Genomic DNA, 17,715 nt, shown 5'->3' with positions numbered 1-17,715 from the left:
GTCGAACGGGGCGCTCCCTTATTCGACGACGATCGTCCCGATCATGCCGGACGCGACGTGTGGTACGCACACGTACGTGTACTCACCCGCCGTCTCGAAGGTGTGCTCGAACGTCTCGCCCTCCGAGACGGTCTCGTAGGCGTCGCCGCCTTCCTCCATCGTCCCGAACCCGGACGCACCATCGGGGATAGAGATCTCTTCGCTCATGTCGGGGTACGCAGAGACGTTGTGCGTCGGACTCTCGAACTCCCAGGTGACCGTCTCGCCCGTCGAGATCGTGATTTCATCCGGTTCGAACACCAGGTCGCCGCCCGGTCCAACTGCGACAATGTTGTCGCCGCCTCCCCCTCCGTCGGAGCTACCGTCGCCGTCGTCACTGTCGCCGTCACCGCCACCACCGCCAGAACAGCCGGCAAGGGCCGCGATGGTCACAGCACTGGTGCCTGCCACGAACTGCCGCCGCGAGTAGCTCTCGGGCATTTCGTTCGAAGCAAGTGGCGACCGACGCTTAAGCGGATATCCGTCCCCCGGATCGCGGGAATCGGGCGAACATCTTCGGCGGGACGTCCACCGGTGACGTGCGCATCGCCATCTCGACCGGCGGGCGTCGCCGGGTCGATTCGACCGTGACTCCCAAATCAGTGCGCACGTCTCCTCGGACGCTCAGACGTGCTCGTCGAGGAACGCCGCGATGCGTTCGGTGGATTCGATGCGGTTCTCGAGTTTGCTGAAGCCGTGGCCCTCGTCGTCGAAGACGAGCAACTCGACGGGGACGCCCTGCTCCCGCGCGGCGTCGGCGACCTGCTCGGCCTCCCCGAGTGGTACCCGAGGATCGTTCGCGCCGTGGGCGACGAACAGCGGTGCCTCGATCTCGTCAATCGAGTTGATCGGGCTGATTCGCTCCAGGAGTTCCCGATCGTCCTCGAGACTGCCGTACTCGGCCTCCCGGAGTTCCCGACGCCAGTCGCCGGTGTTCTCGAGGAAGGTGACGAAGTTCGCGATCCCGACGACGTCGACGCCGGCAGCCCACAGATCTGGGTACTCCGTCATGGCCGCGAGCACCATGAACCCGCCGTAGGAGCCGCCCTTGACCACGATGCGATCCGGATCGATCGCCGGTCGCTCGGCGAGCCAATCGTGGGCCGCCGCGAGATCCGCGACGGAGTCCATGCGGTTCTCGACGTCGTCGAGGTGGGTGTACTCGCGGCCGTACCCTGTCGAGCCGCGGACGTTCGGCTCGAACAGGGCGTACCCCCGAGCGAGGAAGTACTGCTGCACGGCGCTGAAGGACGGCCGGCGTTGACTCTCGGGACCGCCGTGGACGTCGACGATCACGGGCAAACCATCACCGTCCGTTGGGTCTGCCGTCGCGTCCGCCGCACCGTCTGGCAGCGTGAACAGCGCAGGGATCTCCCGGCCGTCGAACGTCTCGTAGTGGATCAGGTCCGGATCGCGGAACGTTTCACGTGGGATCCCGGCCGTCGGCGCCGCCGTCCAGCGCTCGACTGGAGCGTCGCCCGCCTCACTCTCGCCAAAGCCGGCGGCACTGGCGTCCGCCGCTGCAGCCGCAGAACCGTCCCCGACGTCCACGACCCAGACGTTCGCGTTGTGGCTCCGACCGGTCGCGGTAATCGAGAACCGGTCGCCGTCCGGCGCCACGTCGACGCCGCCAGCGATCGGGCCCGGGAGATCGGGCACGGGGAGCGGATCGATCTCGGTCCTGCCAGCGAGTCTCCCGACGGCGAGGTCGGTCTCGCCGTCGACGTTCCTTGACGCGACGACCAGGTCGCTGTCCTCGTCGACGACCACGCCGTCGACCTCCCAGTCACCGCCGTCCCAGAAGGTCTCGATTTCGCCGCTCGCGAGGTCCAGATAGCACAGTGAGCGGGTGTCAACGTCCTCGTCCGTCGCGAGGTAGATCCCCTCGCCGTCGGGCGCCCACTCCGGGCTGGAGTAGCGGATATCGTCGTCGTGGTCGGTGACCTGCCTGAGATCGCCGCTCTCGACGTCGCAGAGGTGGAGTTCGTGGTCGAAGCTGGAACGGGCTTCGTGGACGAGCAGCCGGTCGTCCTCCGGGCTCCAGCCCGCCAGCGAGAGCCAGCCGTCGCCCTCCGCGATCAGTTCGGCGTCCTCGCCGCGGGCATCGCGGTCCTGGACGTACAGGTCGAAGACTGCCTCGTCCCGGCGATTGGAGGCGAACGCGAACCGCTCGCCGTCGCTCGCCCAGCCACCCCACCGGTGCTTCGCGTCCGGGTGCTGGGTCAGGTTCTCGATTTCGCCGCCGTCCACGTCGAGCAGGTGGAGTTGGGCGCGCTCGTTGCCGCCTTCGTCCATCCCGAAGACCAGTTCCTCTCGCGTCGGCGAGTAGTCCACGAAGGTCACCCGCTCTTCGAAGGTCGTGTGCTGGGCCGGCCAGGCACCGGGGTCGTCGACGGTCCAGACCTGCGGGACGCCGGTCGTATCGAGGAGGAATGCCAGTCGATCGCCGGCTGGCGACCAGGAGGCGCCGTAGGCGCTTCGCACGTTGAGGTATCGCTCGAGGCTGAAGGACATGGGCGCGATTTCGCCGCTGCGTGCAAAAACCCCGCGTCCGGGTGGCAGTCTGCCGGTACGTGCTGGGCGTGGACCGGGGCCAGCCTCTGCTCCCGTCCCGTCGCAGGCCAGTGGGATTTTTACCCGGGCTGTGCTTCTCGGCGAATATGCGCGTGGCCGTCGTGTCGCCCGAGACGATCCACCACCGGGACGCCGACGACACCCGGCGACTCCAGCGGCTCGTCCGTGGGCTCGACGACCGTGGCCACGAGGTCACCGTCTGCTGTGGACGCTGGTGGGACGGTGAGGACGCTGAGACCGGGGACGGACCTGTCGCGGACGCCGATCCGGACGAGACGTCGCCTGCGGATACTGACGACCTGCCGACGGGGGATCCGGACCAACTGCCGCCTGCCGGAACGCCCGCTGCTGGCGAGGATGCGGATCGCGCTCCTGATGAATCCGGCGTCGCAGCCTCCCAGGGCGACGCCTTCGCGACCGAAGACGACGCCAGATCGAACGACGACGTCGAATCGACAGTCACCGTCGACGGCATCACCTATCGTGCCGTCGTGGCCGACGCGACTGATCATCGGTCGTTCGCGACGTGGACGCCGCTGGCGATACGGAAGTGCAACCCCGACGTGATCCACGCCGTCGCCACGCCGCCCTCGACGGTCGTCGCCGCTCGCGTCGGTGCGACGATCGCCCGGGCACCGGTGCTCGCGGAGTGGTACGACCCCTCGCTCTCGGAGGGCGGTAGCTGGACGACGAGCCAGGCACTCAAGCGCCCTGGCCGCATCGTGACGCCCTCCCGGCTCACCCGTCGACAGCTCCTCGAACTGGGAGCCGACGACGCCAAACTCCAGGTGATCCCGAACGCGATCGATCTCGACCAGATCGAGTCCGTCGATCCGGCCGACGAGGGCGACGTCGTCTACGCTCGCCGACTCGACGAGGACGCCAATCTCGAGAGCCTCTTTCTCGGCCTCGCGGAACTTCGTGATCGCGGGTGGTCGGCGACGATCGTCGGCGACGGCCCCGCTCGCCACGAGTACGAACAGCAGGCGAAGGACCTCCGGATCGACGACCGCGTCACCTTCGTTGGCGCCTGCGACCGCGAGGAGCGCGTCTCGATCTACAGGGGCGCTCACGCCTTCGTGCAGACGGCTCGCCGGTGCGTCTTCGCGACAGAACTCTGCTGGGCGCTTGCCTGTGGCTGCGTCGGGATCGTCGAGTATCATGCCGATTCGAGCGCGCATGAACTCGTCGAGGGCCGCGATCGCGGATTCCGGACGACGAATCCTCGCGAGACCGCGCAGGCGATCCGGGACGCCGGCGGCCTCGAACGGCTAGCGATCGACGAGTCCTTCGCGTCGTTCGACGAGTCGACGGTGCTCGAACAGTACGAGTCCTGCTACCAGGACCTCCGCGAGCAGTGGGGCATTTTCTAACGCCAGCGCCTGCTACGCGGTCCGAACCCGGATCTCGCCCTCGGCAGTCACTGCGATCGTCACCGGATCGACGAGTCTGCGTCCTTCGAACGCCCCGCCTGCCGCCTCGGTGACGATCGAAATGAGCTCCGGTGTCGCGGCGTCGACCTTGACGCCAGCGTCGTCACAGGCGGCGTATACCCGATCAGGGATCTCGTAGACGTCGGTACCGGGCTCGAACTGCAACCGGACCGGTGCCTGGAGCGCTTCGGCGACGGCGACGGTCGCCCGTGCCTTCTCGACGTTTCGACGAGCGCTCGATTCGACGCTCGAGACGTTCGCCCGCGAGGTTCCGAGTCGCTCGGCGATCTCGTTCTGAGCGAGGCCCCGTTCCCGGAGTGCCAGCACCTCTGCCTGTCGTGGGGTCAAGACGCTCGCCTCGGCGTCGAAGCCGGCGTCTGCGAGAATGTCGGCCGCTTCCGAATCGGCGACTGCTCCGACCGACGCTACGGTCGATCCGTCTCCTCGATCACTGTCAGTCATCGTCTCTGGTCGTCGGTAGTCATGGCGATGCTACCCGGAACGAGGCGGTGGTTAGCTGCCCCAGAAGTCTTCACGGCTGCCGAGGTGTGGCCGTCGCTCGTCCTCGTCCTCCGCGTCCTCGGCTTCGTCCGTCGCTTCTGCGTCCTCGGCGGTTTCCTCCTCGTCGGGTTCCATCGGGAGCCGTTCCAGTTCGTCGGCCTTCGCGTGATTCGAGTGGACCTTCGTGATCTCGACTTTCGCGCGTGCGTCGGGCAACACGCCGTCGACGAGGACGACGAAGCCGTCGTCGGTCCGCCCGACGCCAGCGCCGCTCTCGTGGATGTCCTCGACGTCGACGACGACTTCCTCACCCTGCTTTACGGGCTGGGTCTTCAGGTCGTCGATGGGCTGGCTGTAGTGGTTGCACCACTCCTTGCCACCCCGGTCCCCGTAGTGAGTGCATCCCATGCCCTCGATACGCTCCGAGAAGCTGGGACACTCGTCCGCCAGCGGACAGTTGGCCATAGGGCATCTTGGCGTGGCGGCAGTGTAAACGCTTGCGGCTTCGCCGCCGCGGTCACGTGCCGGAATTCACTACCGGCGAACTCGCTTGCGACGGGGTCTGCTCGCACCGCGATTGGATCGCGACGACAGCAGCTACTGCTGGGAATCGGTCCGGGGGCTCTCTCGGCTGACACTCGCTAGCGCCCGGCCACACCCCCGCTGAGCCCTACGGCCGACTGGACTAGCCATCGAATGGATCCCACCGAGAGGCCCGCGCCTACGCCCCACCGCTACCCTGATCGGGAATCGCCGAGTCAGATTGCATCCCTCCGCCATCGGAACCGATCTTGGACGAAATCCTCGAAATCGACGCCTCCAGAGCGCCAGTTTTTATATTACTCCGACAAACGTATCGAATGGAATGAGCGCAGTCACCGACGACATCGACGAGATATCGGGTGTCGATCTCGACGACGACGAGTACGAGATCGTCCAGTCGCTGGTCCGGAACAAGTACGAGGCCTACGACTCGAACGGCGATCTCGTGTTCAAGGGCAAACAGAAGATGTTCAAGATGAAGGAGGAGTTCCCGTTCGTCGACGCAAACGGAGACGAACTCTTCACCGTCACGGCCGGCGGGATCCTCGACGTCGCGGGCGACTACACGCTCACCGACGCCGAGACCGGCGAACCCATCGTCGTCCTCGACAACAACTGGTCGTTCCTCAACGACGTCTGGAAGATCCGGCATCCACAGAACGAGGCGCTCGTCGCGACCATCGAACTCCAGAGCGTCGTCTCGGAACTGGTTCGCCGGTTCGTCCCGTACGGCACGTTCCTGCCCCACAAGTACGAGATCACCGACGTCGACGACGATCACGTCGGCGACATCGAGGGCCAGTTGAGCCTGAAGGACACCTACGAGGTCAGCATCGACGACGCCACGGACGTGCCGCGGGACGCGGTGGTTGCCGCTGCTTGTGTCATTGACGCGATTGAAGGGAACTGAGGAGCCAATCCATCAATATTGTTCACATAAATCGAGAAACAACAGTTTCTGAATAGCTCAGGTATTATGGTGTAGAAAAACACCGATTACAACGGCTGCAAGCAATAGGGCTCCTGGCGCGTCATTGACAAGGTGTGGGATTTTCTGATCATTGTGCTTCGGGTTGTGGTCATCGATGTGAACTGTCCAGTGATCTGGGTATTCGATGATGTGAACGCTGTCCGTCTTCCGTTGATCACGGTACGAAGCTTCGGCTCCATCTCTCTGCATTCCATTGGCCGGATAGTGTTCTTCGAATTCGCAGGGTAATGCAGGTAGTTCGCTTTTCGGAATTTCGACTTTTTCGTCGTCAGCATTATCCAGCATTTGAAGGTACCGGTTCAGCACTGCGGTGTGCCTATCTTCGAGGACCGAATCTACAAAACTCTCGCAACTGCCTGCCATATGATGAAGAATACAGGCACCGGTTAAACGGTTTAGTGGAGGGCGGTGGAAGTAAACATATTCGACGTCAGTCGAACATTCAGCCCAGATCGATCCGCTCGGTTTCCTCCCAGGTGTTCTCGTTCACGACGACGACCTCCTCCGTGCCGAACACGTAGAGGTGGTCACCGATGTACCGGGCGCGCAGCGCGGGACCGTCGGTCTCGACCGTCGTGACCCGATCCAGCGATCCGTTCTCGTAGTTCACCACGTGGCCGCCCTGGCTACCGGGCAGGAAGAACACGCCGTGGCGCTGGTCGATCAGGAACGCGTGATGGGTCTGGGAGATCGCGGTCCCGTAATCCTCGAAGTGGATATCGTCCGCGACGACCGGATCGTTGGGGTCGCCGACGTCGAACAGCGTCGCCTTGACCTGGCCGTCCTCCTCGCCGATCCCGAGTAGCTGGTCGTCACCGATCGGGTGGAGGTAGTCGGAGTAGCCAGGGAGCTGTAGCTCGCCCTGGAGTTCGAGGTCGGTCGGGTCGGAGATGTCGATCACGTGGAGTGGATCCACCTGCCGGAACGTGACGAGGTACGCGCGATCGTCGACGTACCGGACGGAGTAGATCCGCTGGTCGGTGCCCATGCCAGTCACGGAGTCCTCGATCTCGAGGCTGGAGTCGAGCGTGTAGAGGTCGTTCTCCCACTGGCCGCCCATCGGCGTGACGGAGGTCGCGACGTGGAGGTAGCCGTTCCGCTCGGAGAGCGAGAACTGGCCGTGGACCCGTCCGGGAACCTCGCCAGTCTCCTCGACGGCGAGCGAACTGTCGTCGATGCCGACCCGGACGATGCCCGTCCGGACGAGTTCGCGCTTGTGTTCGGAGACGTAGGTCTGGTAGTCCTCTTCGATCTCGCGCATCGCCTGCTCGCGTTCGTCCTCGGGCAGGCGCTGGATCCGGCGCTGGATCGTCGTCTCGATCTCGATGCTGGCAGCCTGCGGCGAGAGGTCGTAGCTCGCGATCTCTTCGAGGCGATCCTTCGCCTGCTGGTCGAGGTGCTCGCTCCCGGGACCCTGGAAGAAGGCGAGCCGCGTCTCGGAGCGGGTCGGCGAGTCCTCGAACGTCAGGTAGATCGAGCCCTGCGAGACGTAGACGACGGTGTTCTGCGCGCTGCCGACGAAGCTGACCCGATCCTGCACGTCGCCGCTCTCGGGGTCGAGCGAGAGCGCGGTGTAGGTCGTGTCGCCGCCAGCCCCGCCGCCGGGGTGGTACACCTCGGTGCAGGGGATGGAGGCGCGGCCGTCTCCGAGTGGCTCGATCGGGCAGGGACCGTCCGCCGTCGGCTGGTCGCTGAGGACGAGGTAGACGGAGCCATTGGCGAGGCGGGCCGTCTGCACGGAGTGGTTCAGCGGCACCCGCCACTGCTCTTCCGGATCCTCCGGGTCGCTCACGTCGATGCCGTAGAGCGTGTCCGACTCGATAGCGACCAGCGTGTCCCCGGACCGGAGAAGCTGACCGCCAGCCGGAATGGCACCCGAACGGGCGGGATGGGCAGTGTCGCTGGCGTTGAGCACCTGCGTTCGCTCCGATTGTTCCCAGTAGCGTCCGTTCGAGCCGGCGTAGTAGACCCACTCTCCGTCGGTCTTGACGATGTCCGGCTCGTCGATCCCCTGGACCTGGACGTTCGTCCCTGACGTCCGGCGATCGTCGGTGGAGCCGCCGCCGTCCGTTCCGGACTCTGCACTGCTGTCGCCGGTCGGTGCGGTCTCCATGCCTCCATCGCCGCCGGCGTCGTCCCTTTCGACGGCGACGTCGGTCAGTACGAGCGGCCCGCCCCAGAAGTTGTGGACAGACTGAGAGGAACCACGCTGGATGTACTCCCGGTACTCCGCGGCGGAGTCGAACGTTTCGACCGACCCGACCGAGCCGTCCTCGAACGGGTCGGTGCTGCTCGGTGCACCGTCGCTGTCGCCGGCGTCGGTCAGGACCACCGCACCGCCGAGCCCGACGGCGACGCCGAGGACGACTGCGACGAGGAGGATCGTCCCGGCATTGCTGGTCGACATGCTCGGTCTGACCGACGGTAGCCGTGATAAAGCCCGTGCCGATAACTCAAACAGTCGTTGCACACTTCGCGCGCCCCTCGAGGCGGGCGAGTGGCCCGGCCCAAGTGGTGTGAAGAGCTACGGGGTGCGAAGCGCTGTACGAAAAACCGCAACCAGGATCGACAGCGTCCCTACGCCACTGGCGTCCGCTCGACGACGTGGCCGTCGTAGTTCGGGTACTGTTCGACGATTTCCCCGCGTTCGAGGTCGCCGTCCGCGACCATCTCTTCGAGGAGCCACCAGGCGACCTCGACGTGGTCGGACTTGACCGTGTAGAACTCCTCGGGAACGCCGAGCGCCTCGAACCGTTCGGGATCTGCCCACGTCTTCCCGTAGACCAGCGTGCCGTCGTCGGTCACGTCGTCGAAGGGGCGCCGGACGTTGCGCGCCATTCGCTTCAGGCGGCGGCGGTGCTGGGCCGCGTCCTTGAACACGGAGGTGCAGAAGTACACCCGTTCGTGGTCGCCCATCACATCGAGGATTTCGTCGCGGGTGTCGGCGACGGCGCTCATGTGGTCTTCCTTGCGCTCGAACCCTTCCTCCTGCATCCGGCGGAAGTTCCCGTCGGACATCTCGAACTCGTTGACGTTACAGAAGTCCGCTGCGCCCTCGTCGAGGAACTCGAGGAACTCCTCCTCCGCACGGATGCCCGGAATCTCGAAGGCGGGCGTGAGACCCTCTTCGCGGGCGATGTAGAGGATGTCCTCCCACTCGGTCCCGTGGAGGTCGCCCCACTGCTCGAGCGGCGGGTGGAAGCGAATCTCGTCGAGACCGGCCTCGCTCAGGCGGCGCATGTTCTCGCGGCCGCCGGTGATGCCGGTATAGAGGTGGGTGTGGTGCTCTTCGCCGAACTCGTCCTTGAGCAGTTCCAGGTAATGACAGGTCCGCCCGAGGGCTTCCTGGGGTTCGCCCCCGGTGATCGAGGAGCCTAGCGCGTCCATCCGGTGGGCCTCTTCGAGGACGTCCTCGTCGGATTCGACTTTCCGCTCGTTGGCGTAGACGTCGGTGACGTTCTTCCGGTTCTCGCCGAGGGGGCAGTAGAAGCAGTCGCGCTCGTCGCAGTAGCCGTAGACGAAGAGGACGAGCTTCCCGCCCTTGGCACACTGCTCGCAGCCCTCGGAGATCATTCGAACAATCGTACCCCTCGCACGGGCAAAAGCGCCACGAAGCCAGGACGACCGGAACGGCGCCTCGTCGGGTGACCCACAGAGTATTCAAGGATCGGGCAAGTAGCCGGGGTAATGCAATCACGCCGCTCTTTCCTCGCGACCGGCACAGTGGGTGCGATCGCAGCCACTGCTGGCTGTCTGGACTTCATCCTCGGTGACGACCTCAGCTTCTCGGCATCGGAGGCAAGCGTCTCCGACGCCGCGCTTCGGGAGACCGACTACGAGCAGCGCCGGACGAAGAAGCAGAGCTTCGAGAAGTCGTTCGAAGTCGGTGGCGAAAGTCGGTCGGTCGAGGTCACCAACGTCTACGCCGAGTACGACCGCAGCATCGACCTCTCGGTCGTCGGCCTCGGCGATCAGCGAGCGGCGACGTTCACGGCCGCCGCGACCCCGAAGGTGGATGTCCTCGGCCAGTCGTTCAATCCGATCAAGGACATGTCGCCTGCGGAAATCATTGGCCGGGCCCAGAACCGCTACGACGGGTTCGGCAACCTCCGGCAGCGAAGCGAACTGACGGTCAGCCTGCTCGGCAAGGAGGCGAACGTCACCCGGTTCACTGGCGACGCAGAGCTCTCCAACATGGGCCAGACCGTCGAGATCGAACTCCAGGTGTCCGAGGCCGTCGGCTCCGGCGACGACTACGTCCTCGCCGTCGGGGGCTATCCGCGACGGCTCTCCGATCGCGGGCGAGCGAGCTACGAGACGCTCGCCGGTGGCGTCCAACACGACGGGTAGTCGCCAGGAAGTCGGCTGTTCGCTGGGCGCTCAGGCGTCGGCTGTTTTCTCGATCTCGCCCTTGAGCAGTGCTGCGTCGAACTCGTGGTCCGGTCGGAGGTTGACGAAATCCAGGTACCGGCTCGCGTCGAGTACCGTCTCTACGTCGTACGACGCCGCTGCGATCTCGACGGTGCGCGCCGCGCCGATGCGTGGCTCCAGTACCGCGAGCAGGCAGGCGAGGTCGTACGCTCTGGCGTCTGCGAGCCCCGCCTCGTCGACGAGCGTCGCGTCGATGAAGTGGGGCGTCTCGTCGACGACCAGCACGTTCTCCTCCCGAAAGTCACCGTGAGCGAGACCGTGCTCGTGCATCGTCGAGAGGGCTGCGGCGGTCGATGTAGCGACGCCATCGAGCGCCTCGACGTCCAGGTCCTCGAGCGTCCGATAGTCGTCGAGGTATTCGAGGACGACGACCCCGAGTCCTTGGGCCTCGAATACCTCCAGTGGCTCCGGGGCGTCGAGGCCGATCTCCCGCATCCTCCGGGTCGCTTCGATCTCGTGTTCGCCCATCTCGACGGGGCCGTCGAACCGCGAGAAGAAGCCCTCCGTTCCCCTCGAAAACATCCCCAGGTTCCGCGCACCGGTGAGCACGCCGTGCACGCGGGCGTTCTGTGGCGTGATCACCTTCACGAACCACTCTTCGTCGACGACCAGCGGCGTCGAGAGCCAGTTGTCCGCCTCCATGAACTCGATCCGGACGACGTCCCGGTCGGAGCGCTCGGCGAGTTCCCGTGCGATCGCTTCGAGCGTCTCCCAGTCGACCGTTCCGCGGACGAGTTCGCGCAGGTCCACACCCGGAAAATGTGGGGTGGCTGTAAAATGCTTGCTAGGGCGTCCGATCGGCCGCTGCGTGGGGACGGTTATCGTCGGTCTGGCGGGCCTGAACCGTTCGAGAAGGCGAACACCTCGCCATGATTCGCCTCCTGATCGGCAGTCTTTGTCGGGTCGGGCACTTGCCGATTTCCATGGTCGCAACTATCTAGCTGTGTGATCTTAGGGTTGCAGCCAAAACCGCCGAATCAAATTAATGTTCTTAAGTGTCTGCCGTTCTCTCGCTACAACGTGCATGTCCGCTGACGATACGTCGCACCCGGACCTTCGCGGCTATATCGAGAGTTCTCCGGACGCGATCGTGATCGCCGACCCCGAGGCGGCCTCGATCGTCGAGGCGAGTGAAGCGGCAGAGACGTTCTTCGGCTACTCCCAGGCGGAACTGCGAACGATGTCCGTACTCGATCTCCATCCCCCGGACGAACGGGACCGCTATCGCCAGCTCTTCGAGGACCACCTCGAGAATCAACCCGCCGTCGTGTCGCAGTTCGATGACGGCGATCAGGTGTTCGTCCAGACCGCCGACGATCGACGCGTTCCCGTCGAGATCAACGCGTGGACGATCGACCACGACGGGCGCGATTCATCGTTGTTCCAGGGCATCTTCCGAGACGTCTCGGGGCGACTTCGGCGGCGCCGCGCGCTGCAGCGACAGAACGAGCGACTCGAAGAGTTCGCGACGGTGATCGCACACGACCTGCGAAATCCGTTGAACGTGGCACGTGGCCGTGCGGTGCTCCTCGCAGAGGAAGGCGATGGCGAACATCTCGAACCGCTACAATCGGCCCTGGATCGGATAGAGACGATCGTCGATGACACCCTTACCCTCGCACGGAACGGGAAACGCGTCGGGGATCTCGAACCCGTAAACGCCGTCGACGCCATCGGTGAGTGCTGGCGGTCCATCGAGACCGACGACGCCTCCCTCGAGATCGACGACGAGTTCACCATCGCGGCCGATCCTGACAGACTGCGACACGTCTTCGAGAACTTGCTTCGCAACGCCGTCCAGCACGGCGGTGATGGCGTTACCGTCAGTGTTGGGCGTGCCGACGAGCGGACGATGTACGTCGAGGACGACGGCGTCGGCGTTCCCGACGGCGAACGCGACGACGTGTTCGCCTTCGGCCACTCCTCGCGACCGGACGGGACCGGAATGGGTCTCACGATCGTGCGACGTCTCGCCGATGCCCACGGCTGGACCGTTTCGGTGACGGAGAGCGACGAGGGCGGTGCCCGTTTCGAGTTCGGCGACGTGGATATCGAGTGACTGCGGGGTAGTTCGCTCCTGCGCTCTCTGCGACGAAGAAGCGACACTACTGACTCGATGTGTGCATCGGCGCGGGTTTCCCCGGCGCTGTGCCTGGGATCGCGAGCCATCGGTCGACTCGCCGTCGCTGCCTTTTTGCTCTCGCCCTCCAACGATCGATCATGAACTTCTCGCTGCCGGACGAGCACCGCATGATGCGCGACAGCGTCCGCGATTTCTGCGAGGCCGAGATCGAGCCGATCGCCCAGGAGATCGAGAACGAGCACCGCTTCCCGGCGGAAATCTTCGAGCAGCTCGGCCAGCTCGACGTGATGGGCATGCCGATCGCCGAGGAGTACGGTGGGCTCGGCGGTGACCAGCTGATGTACGCGCTCGTCTGTGAGGAGTTGGGCCGGGTCTCCGGATCCGTCGGGCTCTCCTACGCCGCCAACGTTTCGCTGGGATCAAAGCCCATCGAACTGTTCGGCACCGAGGCCCAGAAGGAGGAGTGGCTCGAACCGCTCGCGACCGGCGAGGGGATGGGAGCGTGGGCGCTCACCGAACCGGGCAGCGGTTCGGACGCCTCCGACATGAACACGACCGCCGAGAAGGACGGCGACGAGTACGTCATCGACGGCACGAAGCAGTTCATCACCAATGCGAGCGAGGCCAACTCCGTGCTCGTCAAGGCCGTTACCGATCCCGACGCTGGCTACGACGGCATCTCGACGTTCATCGTCTCGCCGGACGACGACGGCTTCTCGATCTCCAACGTCTGGGACAAGATGGGGCTGAATGCATCGCCGACCTGTGAGATTCAACTGGACTCGGTTCGGATTCCCGAGGATCGGCTGCTCGGCGAGGAAGGGGAGGGCTGGAAGCAGACGATGAAGACGCTCCAGGGCGGGCGGATCTCGATCGCCGCGCTCTCGGTCGGCCTCGCCCAGGGCGCCTTCGAGGCCGCGAAGTCCTACGCGACCGAGCGGGAGCAGTTCGACCAGCCGATCTCGAAGTTCGACGCCGTCCGGGACATGATCGTCGCGATGCACCGCAAGACCCACCGCGCCCGCCTCCTGACCCACGAGGCCGCCTGGCGGTACGATCAGGGCGAACGCGTCGTCGAGGAGTCCGCGATGGCGAAACTCGACGCCTCGGAAGCTGCCCGGGAGGTCGCCGAGGACGCCGTGCAGGTGCTCGGCGGCTACGGTTACACCGAGGACTTCGCACCGCAGCGCTTCTACCGGGACGCCAAACTGATGGAGATCGGCGAAGGTACCAGCGAGATTCAGCACCTCGTGCTCGGCCGCGAACTCGGGCTCTAGCCCGAGATTCCATTCCACCGAGCGAGCCCAGGACAACACGCGAGCCACGAAGACGCATAGAACCAGGGAGAGACAGCGTCCCTCACGGCCTCCTACTCCGCGAACTCGCAGTTTCGTTCAGGTGTATTGCCGTATGTGGCCGTCGACATTATATAACCTAGTTGCGAAACCGAACGAGTGCCCCACCGGAAGATCTGGGACATCGATCATCCGCCGGTCGCGCTCCTCGTCGGGACCGACGCGCGGACGAGCGACCTCGCTACCGCCGTGGAGGGTTCGGTGGAGCTCCAGATCGAACGCGTCGCCGACAGGAGCGCGGCACTCGACAGGCTCGCAGAGCGGCCGGTGGTCGACTGTTGCTGGATCGCTGCGGACTCCCCGACGGAACTCTGGCTCGAGTTCCTCGAGTCGGTCGCGAACGAGGCGCCGCTGACGAGGATCGTGTACGCTCCCGAAGCGGGCGACATCGACCTCGCGGATCGTGCGACGGCGCTCGGTGCTGCCGACGTGGTCGCACCAGCCACGACGATCGACGAGCGAGCAACGCGCCTGGTGGACGCCGTCGACCAGGCAGTCGACAGGCGACACGACGCCGTCGAGCGAAGCATTCTCGACTCGATCGTCGACGGACTCGACGTCAGCGTGTTCGCGAAGGACGACAAGGCTCGTCACCTCGTCTACCCCTCGGACACGACGACGGGCGAAGGCCGCGAGCTGTTCGGGCTGACCGATCTCGAGGCGTTCGGCACGAATGACGAGACGCTCAGTGACGCCTATCAGGACGACCTGGCCGTGATTCGTGAGGGTCGCAACGTCCTCGGGAAGGTCGAGCGGTACCCCGACTTCCAGCAGGGCTGGCAGTGGACCTCGAAAGTTCCCTGGATCGAGGACGGGGAGACGCGCGGCCTCGTCGGGCTCACGATGGAGATCAGCGAGTGGAAGAATCGCGAGCGGGCGCTCCTCCAGCAGGTCGGCTACCTCCAGCGCATCCCGAAGTACCTGACCCACGACCTGCGCAATCCGCTGGCGATCGCACGGGGGTACGTCCAGCTGGCCAGAGAGGGCGAACCCGGGGCGCTGGACACGGTGGAGGAAGCGCTGGATCGGATGAGCGACAAACTCACCGAGTTCCACGGGCTCGTCGACGGCAGTGCGTCCAGCGAGCAGGCCCGATCCCCCGTGCCGTTCGCCCGCACCGTCGAGGAGGTCTGGGATCACGTCTCCCTCCCGGGGACGGAACTGATACTCGAGGCCGATCCCGACGCGCGATTGCTCGCGGACGAGGACCAGCTTCGCCCGCTCCTCCAGAACCTCTTCCGGAACGCGATCGATCACGCAGGGCCCCGCGTCACCGTCCGGGTGACGTTGACGAGGGATGGCTTCGTCGTCGGCGACGACGGCCCAGGACTCGGCGACTGGTCGGACGAAGACGTGTTCGCGACCGGGACGACGTCGGCGTCCAACGCCGCCGGACTCGGACTCGCGATCGTCCGCGAAGTCGCCCACCTCCACGGCTGGCAGGTCGAAACAGGCCGAAGCGACCTCGGCGGTGCCAGCTTCACGTTCTCGGGGTGTCTCCTCGGCAGATTATCCGGTGCCGACGTCGGCGACGAGCGCTTCGAACTCGAGGACTCGCGGGACGTCGGCGACGTTTCGGTCGCTGGATCGACCCGGACCGATGGCGACGTCGCGACGCTGCGTGGAGCCGGCGCCAACGTCTGGGGTAAAGTCAACGAGTTCCACTTCGCCCACGCGACCGTGACGGACGACGTTCGCATCGAAGCGAGGGTGACCGAGATGGACGTCGCCAGCGAGCACAGCAAGGCCGGCGTGATGATCCGCTCCGGACTCGACGAGGACGCGGCCTACGGTGCCATCTGTCGGATCGCGGATCAGTGCCCGGAAGTCCTCTGGCGGGACGCACCTGGCGAACGGGGCTACAGCGTCCAGGCAGAGGGCGTCGAGCAGTCGTTCGACTGGATTGCGATCGACCGGGTCGGTGACGAGTGCTACACGTCGATTTCGGTCGACGGTGACGTGTGGATCCCCATCGACGATCGCTCGCTCGACCTCTCGAGCGAGGTGGCGGTCGGTCTCTTCGCCTGCAGCGCCGCCGAAGGCGAGGCGATCGAGGCCCGCTTCGAGGACCTTTCGATCCGTCGCCTCGAGTGATCGGTGTCTCACCCGGCAGCGTCTCCCGGGGTGAACGTGCCAAGAACTATTGGACCGGCGCGTGCCTACCCCAGCATGGTCTTCTTGCGTGCCGGCGTCGTGATCGCCATCTTCGGCGTCCTGATGGTCGCGTTCCCAGAGCAGATGCTCGCGTTCCAGCGGTGGCGCTACCCGGAGGAGGTGCTCGAGACGAATCCCACCCGCATCGGGTACGTCCGCTACGGTGGCGTCGCGTTCGTAGCGATCGGTGCCGCGTTCGTCGCGGGCGCACAACTGGGAATCCTGTAACGGACGCCACTTTCTGCGACGCGAGAAAGCGCAGCGAATCGAGGTGTGTTCTGACCGCGCTCAGGGCCAGGTACCGGCCTGGTCGTAGGCGTCGACGACGCGCTGGATCGCGACGACGTAGGCGGCGGTGCGGAAGTTCGGCAGGTCGTGGGTCTCGTAGGCCTCGACGAGGTCGTCGAACGCGTCGACGATGATCGTCTCGAGTTCGTCGTTGACCTTCTCCTCGGACCAGTAGAAGCGCTGGCGGTTCTGGACCCACTCGAAGTAGGAGACGGTCACGCCGCCAGCGTTCGCGAGGATGTCGGGGACGACCAGCACGTCCTCGTCCACGAGGACGTCGTCGGCGTCGGGCGTGAGCGGGCCGTTCGCGGCCTCGGAGATGACGTCCGCGGAGACGTCCTCCGCGAGGTCGGCGTCGATGGCGTTCTCGAGGGCCGCCGGGACGAGTAGGTCGACGTCGAGCGTCAGGAGGTCGTCGTTGCTGATCTCCTCCGTGGCGCCGTGGAAGCCGACGACGCTCCCGGTCTCGCGCTTGTGGTCCTTCGCGGCGACGGGGTCGATCCCGTCCTCGTCGTAGATACCACCCGAGGAGTCAGAGACGGAGACGACGGTGGCGCCCATCTCGTCGGCGAGTTTGGCAGTGATCCAGCCGGCGTTCCCGTAGCCCTGGACGGCGACGGTGGCGTCGGCGATGTCGCGGCCGAGGTACTCGAAGGCCTCGCGGGCCGCCAGGACGGTCGAGCGACCCGTCGCCTCGACGCGACCTTCGCTTCCACCGCTGTCGATGTCCTTGCCGGTGATGACGCCCGGCTCGGTGGTGTTCTCGAGGGTCTCGTACGTGTCCTTGATCCAGTTCATCTCCCGCTGGCCGGTGTTGACGTCCGGGGCGGGGATGTCCTTGTCCTCGCCGATGAGCGGCCGCAGTTCGACGGCGAAGGCCCGGGTGATGCGTTCGAGTTCCTCCTCGCTGTAGTCGCTGGGATCGATCGAGATGCCGCCCTTGCCGCCGCCGTAGGGAATGCCGACAGTCGCGCACTTGTAGACCATCCAGCCGGAGAGCGCCTTGACCTCGTCGCGGTCGACGCCCGGGTGGTAGCGGATGCCGCCCTTGTACGGCCCGCGATCCCCGTTGAACTCCGAACGGTAGGCGCGGAGGGTGTCGAGGCTCCCGTCGTCGAGTTCGACCGTGAGGTTCGTCTCGAGGATCCGCTCGGGGTTCTTGAGGCGCGTGATCAGCCCGTCGGACACGTCGAGGTGGGCTGCCGCGTCGTCGATCTGTTCTTGCAGGCTCTCGAACGGATTGACGTCGTCCGACATACCCGTTGGGTCGCATAACAGATTGATAAGTGTGCCGAACTTGTAGTCAATTGTCCCAAAATAGCG

16 protein-coding genes are annotated in these 17,715 nt (G+C 65.4%); 7 read left to right on the top strand and 9 right to left on the bottom strand.

Features of this window, described 5'->3' with window-relative positions; all coding sequences use genetic code 11:
• Positions 1-18: 18 nt before the first annotated feature.
• Both L593_RS01585 and L593_RS01580 read right to left on the bottom strand, forming a co-directional pair.
• Entirely contained in the window at positions 19-480 is a 462-nt protein-coding gene (locus L593_RS01585; RefSeq protein WP_020445165.1) for a plastocyanin/azurin family copper-binding protein, read from the bottom strand.
• 183 nt (positions 481-663) lie between these two features.
• On the bottom strand, positions 664-2,553 hold the full coding sequence (locus tag L593_RS01580; protein WP_020445164.1) for a S9 family peptidase: 1,890 nt from the start codon (positions 2,551-2,553) through the stop codon (positions 664-666).
• A 146-nt stretch (positions 2,554-2,699) separates the two neighbouring features.
• Here L593_RS01580 and L593_RS01575 point away from each other — a divergent pair, with 146 nt between their 5' ends.
• Positions 2,700-3,986, top strand: a complete 1,287-nt coding sequence (locus L593_RS01575; protein ID WP_020445163.1) for a glycosyltransferase — start codon at positions 2,700-2,702, stop codon at positions 3,984-3,986.
• 12 nt (positions 3,987-3,998) lie between these two features.
• Here the strand turns inward: L593_RS01575 and L593_RS01570 are convergent, their stop codons facing one another.
• Complete coding sequence (locus L593_RS01570; protein ID WP_020445162.1) at positions 3,999-4,508, bottom strand: Tfx family DNA-binding protein; 510 nt, start codon at positions 4,506-4,508, stop codon at positions 3,999-4,001.
• A 51-nt stretch (positions 4,509-4,559) separates the two neighbouring features.
• Positions 4,560-5,012 (bottom strand): TRAM domain-containing protein, encoded by a 453-nt coding sequence (locus L593_RS01565; RefSeq protein ID WP_020445161.1) that lies wholly within the window; start codon positions 5,010-5,012, stop codon positions 4,560-4,562.
• Between the two features lie 400 nt (positions 5,013-5,412).
• Between L593_RS01565 and L593_RS01560 the strand changes: the two genes are divergently transcribed.
• Complete coding sequence (locus L593_RS01560) at positions 5,413-6,000, top strand: LURP-one-related/scramblase family protein (RefSeq protein ID WP_020445160.1); 588 nt, start codon at positions 5,413-5,415, stop codon at positions 5,998-6,000.
• Positions 6,001-6,057: 57 nt separating this feature from the next.
• Here the strand turns inward: L593_RS01560 and L593_RS15465 are convergent, their stop codons facing one another.
• From L593_RS15465 to L593_RS01550, 3 genes are all read right to left on the bottom strand, one after another.
• Positions 6,058-6,444: a hypothetical protein gene (locus L593_RS15465; RefSeq protein WP_144060681.1), complete on the bottom strand. Its 387-nt coding sequence runs from the start codon at positions 6,442-6,444 to the stop codon at positions 6,058-6,060.
• A gap of 79 nt (positions 6,445-6,523) precedes the next feature.
• Positions 6,524-8,488 (bottom strand): beta-propeller domain-containing protein, encoded by a 1,965-nt coding sequence (locus L593_RS01555; protein WP_020445159.1) that lies wholly within the window; start codon positions 8,486-8,488, stop codon positions 6,524-6,526.
• Between the two features lie 170 nt (positions 8,489-8,658).
• Entirely contained in the window at positions 8,659-9,654 is a 996-nt protein-coding gene (locus L593_RS01550) for a radical SAM protein (protein ID WP_020445158.1), read from the bottom strand.
• A 114-nt stretch (positions 9,655-9,768) separates the two neighbouring features.
• On the opposite strand from L593_RS01550, the gene L593_RS01545 reads away from it, so the two are divergent.
• Positions 9,769-10,431 (top strand): DUF6517 family protein, encoded by a 663-nt coding sequence (locus L593_RS01545; protein WP_144060680.1) that lies wholly within the window; start codon positions 9,769-9,771, stop codon positions 10,429-10,431.
• 30 nt (positions 10,432-10,461) lie between these two features.
• Here L593_RS01545 and L593_RS01540 read toward each other — a convergent pair whose 3' ends face one another.
• Complete coding sequence (locus tag L593_RS01540) at positions 10,462-11,262, bottom strand: RIO1 family regulatory kinase/ATPase (RefSeq protein WP_020445156.1); 801 nt, start codon at positions 11,260-11,262, stop codon at positions 10,462-10,464.
• A gap of 274 nt (positions 11,263-11,536) precedes the next feature.
• Here L593_RS01540 and L593_RS01535 point away from each other — a divergent pair, with 274 nt between their 5' ends.
• The 4 genes from L593_RS01535 to L593_RS01520 all read left to right on the top strand — a co-directional run bounded on the left by L593_RS01535 (position 11,537) and on the right by L593_RS01520 (position 16,332).
• Positions 11,537-12,571 carry a HAMP domain-containing sensor histidine kinase gene (locus L593_RS01535; protein ID WP_020445155.1) on the top strand — a complete coding sequence of 345 codons (1,035 nt, stop codon included), beginning with the start codon at positions 11,537-11,539 and terminating at the stop codon, positions 12,569-12,571.
• A 161-nt stretch (positions 12,572-12,732) separates the two neighbouring features.
• Entirely contained in the window at positions 12,733-13,872 is a 1,140-nt protein-coding gene (locus L593_RS01530; protein WP_020445154.1) for an acyl-CoA dehydrogenase family protein, read from the top strand.
• A 177-nt stretch (positions 13,873-14,049) separates the two neighbouring features.
• Positions 14,050-16,044, top strand: coding sequence for an ATP-binding protein (locus L593_RS01525; protein WP_020445153.1), 1,995 nt, complete (start codon positions 14,050-14,052; stop codon positions 16,042-16,044).
• Between the two features lie 75 nt (positions 16,045-16,119).
• The gene (locus L593_RS01520) at positions 16,120-16,332 is read left to right on the top strand and encodes a hypothetical protein (RefSeq protein ID WP_020445152.1); all 213 of its coding nucleotides are present in this window, start codon (positions 16,120-16,122) and stop codon (positions 16,330-16,332) included.
• A 60-nt stretch (positions 16,333-16,392) separates the two neighbouring features.
• Here L593_RS01520 and L593_RS01515 read toward each other — a convergent pair whose 3' ends face one another.
• Positions 16,393-17,649, bottom strand: a complete 1,257-nt coding sequence (locus L593_RS01515; protein WP_020445151.1) for a Glu/Leu/Phe/Val dehydrogenase — start codon at positions 17,647-17,649, stop codon at positions 16,393-16,395.
• Between the last annotated feature and the right edge of the window lie 66 nt (positions 17,650-17,715).

Source organism: Salinarchaeum sp. Harcht-Bsk1 (assembly GCF_000403645.1).
In the GTDB taxonomy this organism is placed as follows: domain Archaea; phylum Halobacteriota; class Halobacteria; order Halobacteriales; family Salinarchaeaceae; genus Salinarchaeum.
The sequence above is the reverse complement of the archived record's forward strand: the minus strand, read 5'-3'. Positions and strand labels throughout refer to the sequence as shown.

What these genes read in the sequence shown, in the direction of transcription:
- L593_RS01530 (WP_020445154.1), top strand. Translation starts at nt 12,733, where the DNA reads ATGAACTTCTCGCTGCCGGACGAGCACCGCATGATGCGCGACAGCGTC.
- L593_RS01550 (WP_020445158.1), bottom strand. Translation starts at nt 9,654, where the DNA reads ATGATCTCCGAGGGCTGCGAGCAGTGTGCCAAGGGCGGGAAGCTCGTC.
- L593_RS01565 (WP_020445161.1), bottom strand. Translation starts at nt 5,012, where the DNA reads ATGGCCAACTGTCCGCTGGCGGACGAGTGTCCCAGCTTCTCGGAGCGT.
- L593_RS01560 (WP_020445160.1), top strand. Translation starts at nt 5,413, where the DNA reads ATGAGCGCAGTCACCGACGACATCGACGAGATATCGGGTGTCGATCTC.
- L593_RS01570 (WP_020445162.1), bottom strand. Translation starts at nt 4,508, where the DNA reads ATGACTGACAGTGATCGAGGAGACGGATCGACCGTAGCGTCGGTCGGA.
- L593_RS01520 (WP_020445152.1), top strand. Translation starts at nt 16,120, where the DNA reads ATGGTCTTCTTGCGTGCCGGCGTCGTGATCGCCATCTTCGGCGTCCTG.
- L593_RS01515 (WP_020445151.1), bottom strand. Translation starts at nt 17,649, where the DNA reads ATGTCGGACGACGTCAATCCGTTCGAGAGCCTGCAAGAACAGATCGAC.
- L593_RS01580 (WP_020445164.1), bottom strand. Translation starts at nt 2,553, where the DNA reads ATGTCCTTCAGCCTCGAGCGATACCTCAACGTGCGAAGCGCCTACGGC.
- L593_RS15465 (WP_144060681.1), bottom strand. Translation starts at nt 6,444, where the DNA reads ATGGCAGGCAGTTGCGAGAGTTTTGTAGATTCGGTCCTCGAAGATAGG.
- L593_RS01585 (WP_020445165.1), bottom strand. Translation starts at nt 480, where the DNA reads ATGCCCGAGAGCTACTCGCGGCGGCAGTTCGTGGCAGGCACCAGTGCT.
- L593_RS01545 (WP_144060680.1), top strand. Translation starts at nt 9,769, where the DNA reads ATGCAATCACGCCGCTCTTTCCTCGCGACCGGCACAGTGGGTGCGATC.
- L593_RS01535 (WP_020445155.1), top strand. Translation starts at nt 11,537, where the DNA reads ATGTCCGCTGACGATACGTCGCACCCGGACCTTCGCGGCTATATCGAG.
- L593_RS01555 (WP_020445159.1), bottom strand. Translation starts at nt 8,488, where the DNA reads ATGTCGACCAGCAATGCCGGGACGATCCTCCTCGTCGCAGTCGTCCTC.
- L593_RS01575 (WP_020445163.1), top strand. Translation starts at nt 2,700, where the DNA reads ATGCGCGTGGCCGTCGTGTCGCCCGAGACGATCCACCACCGGGACGCC.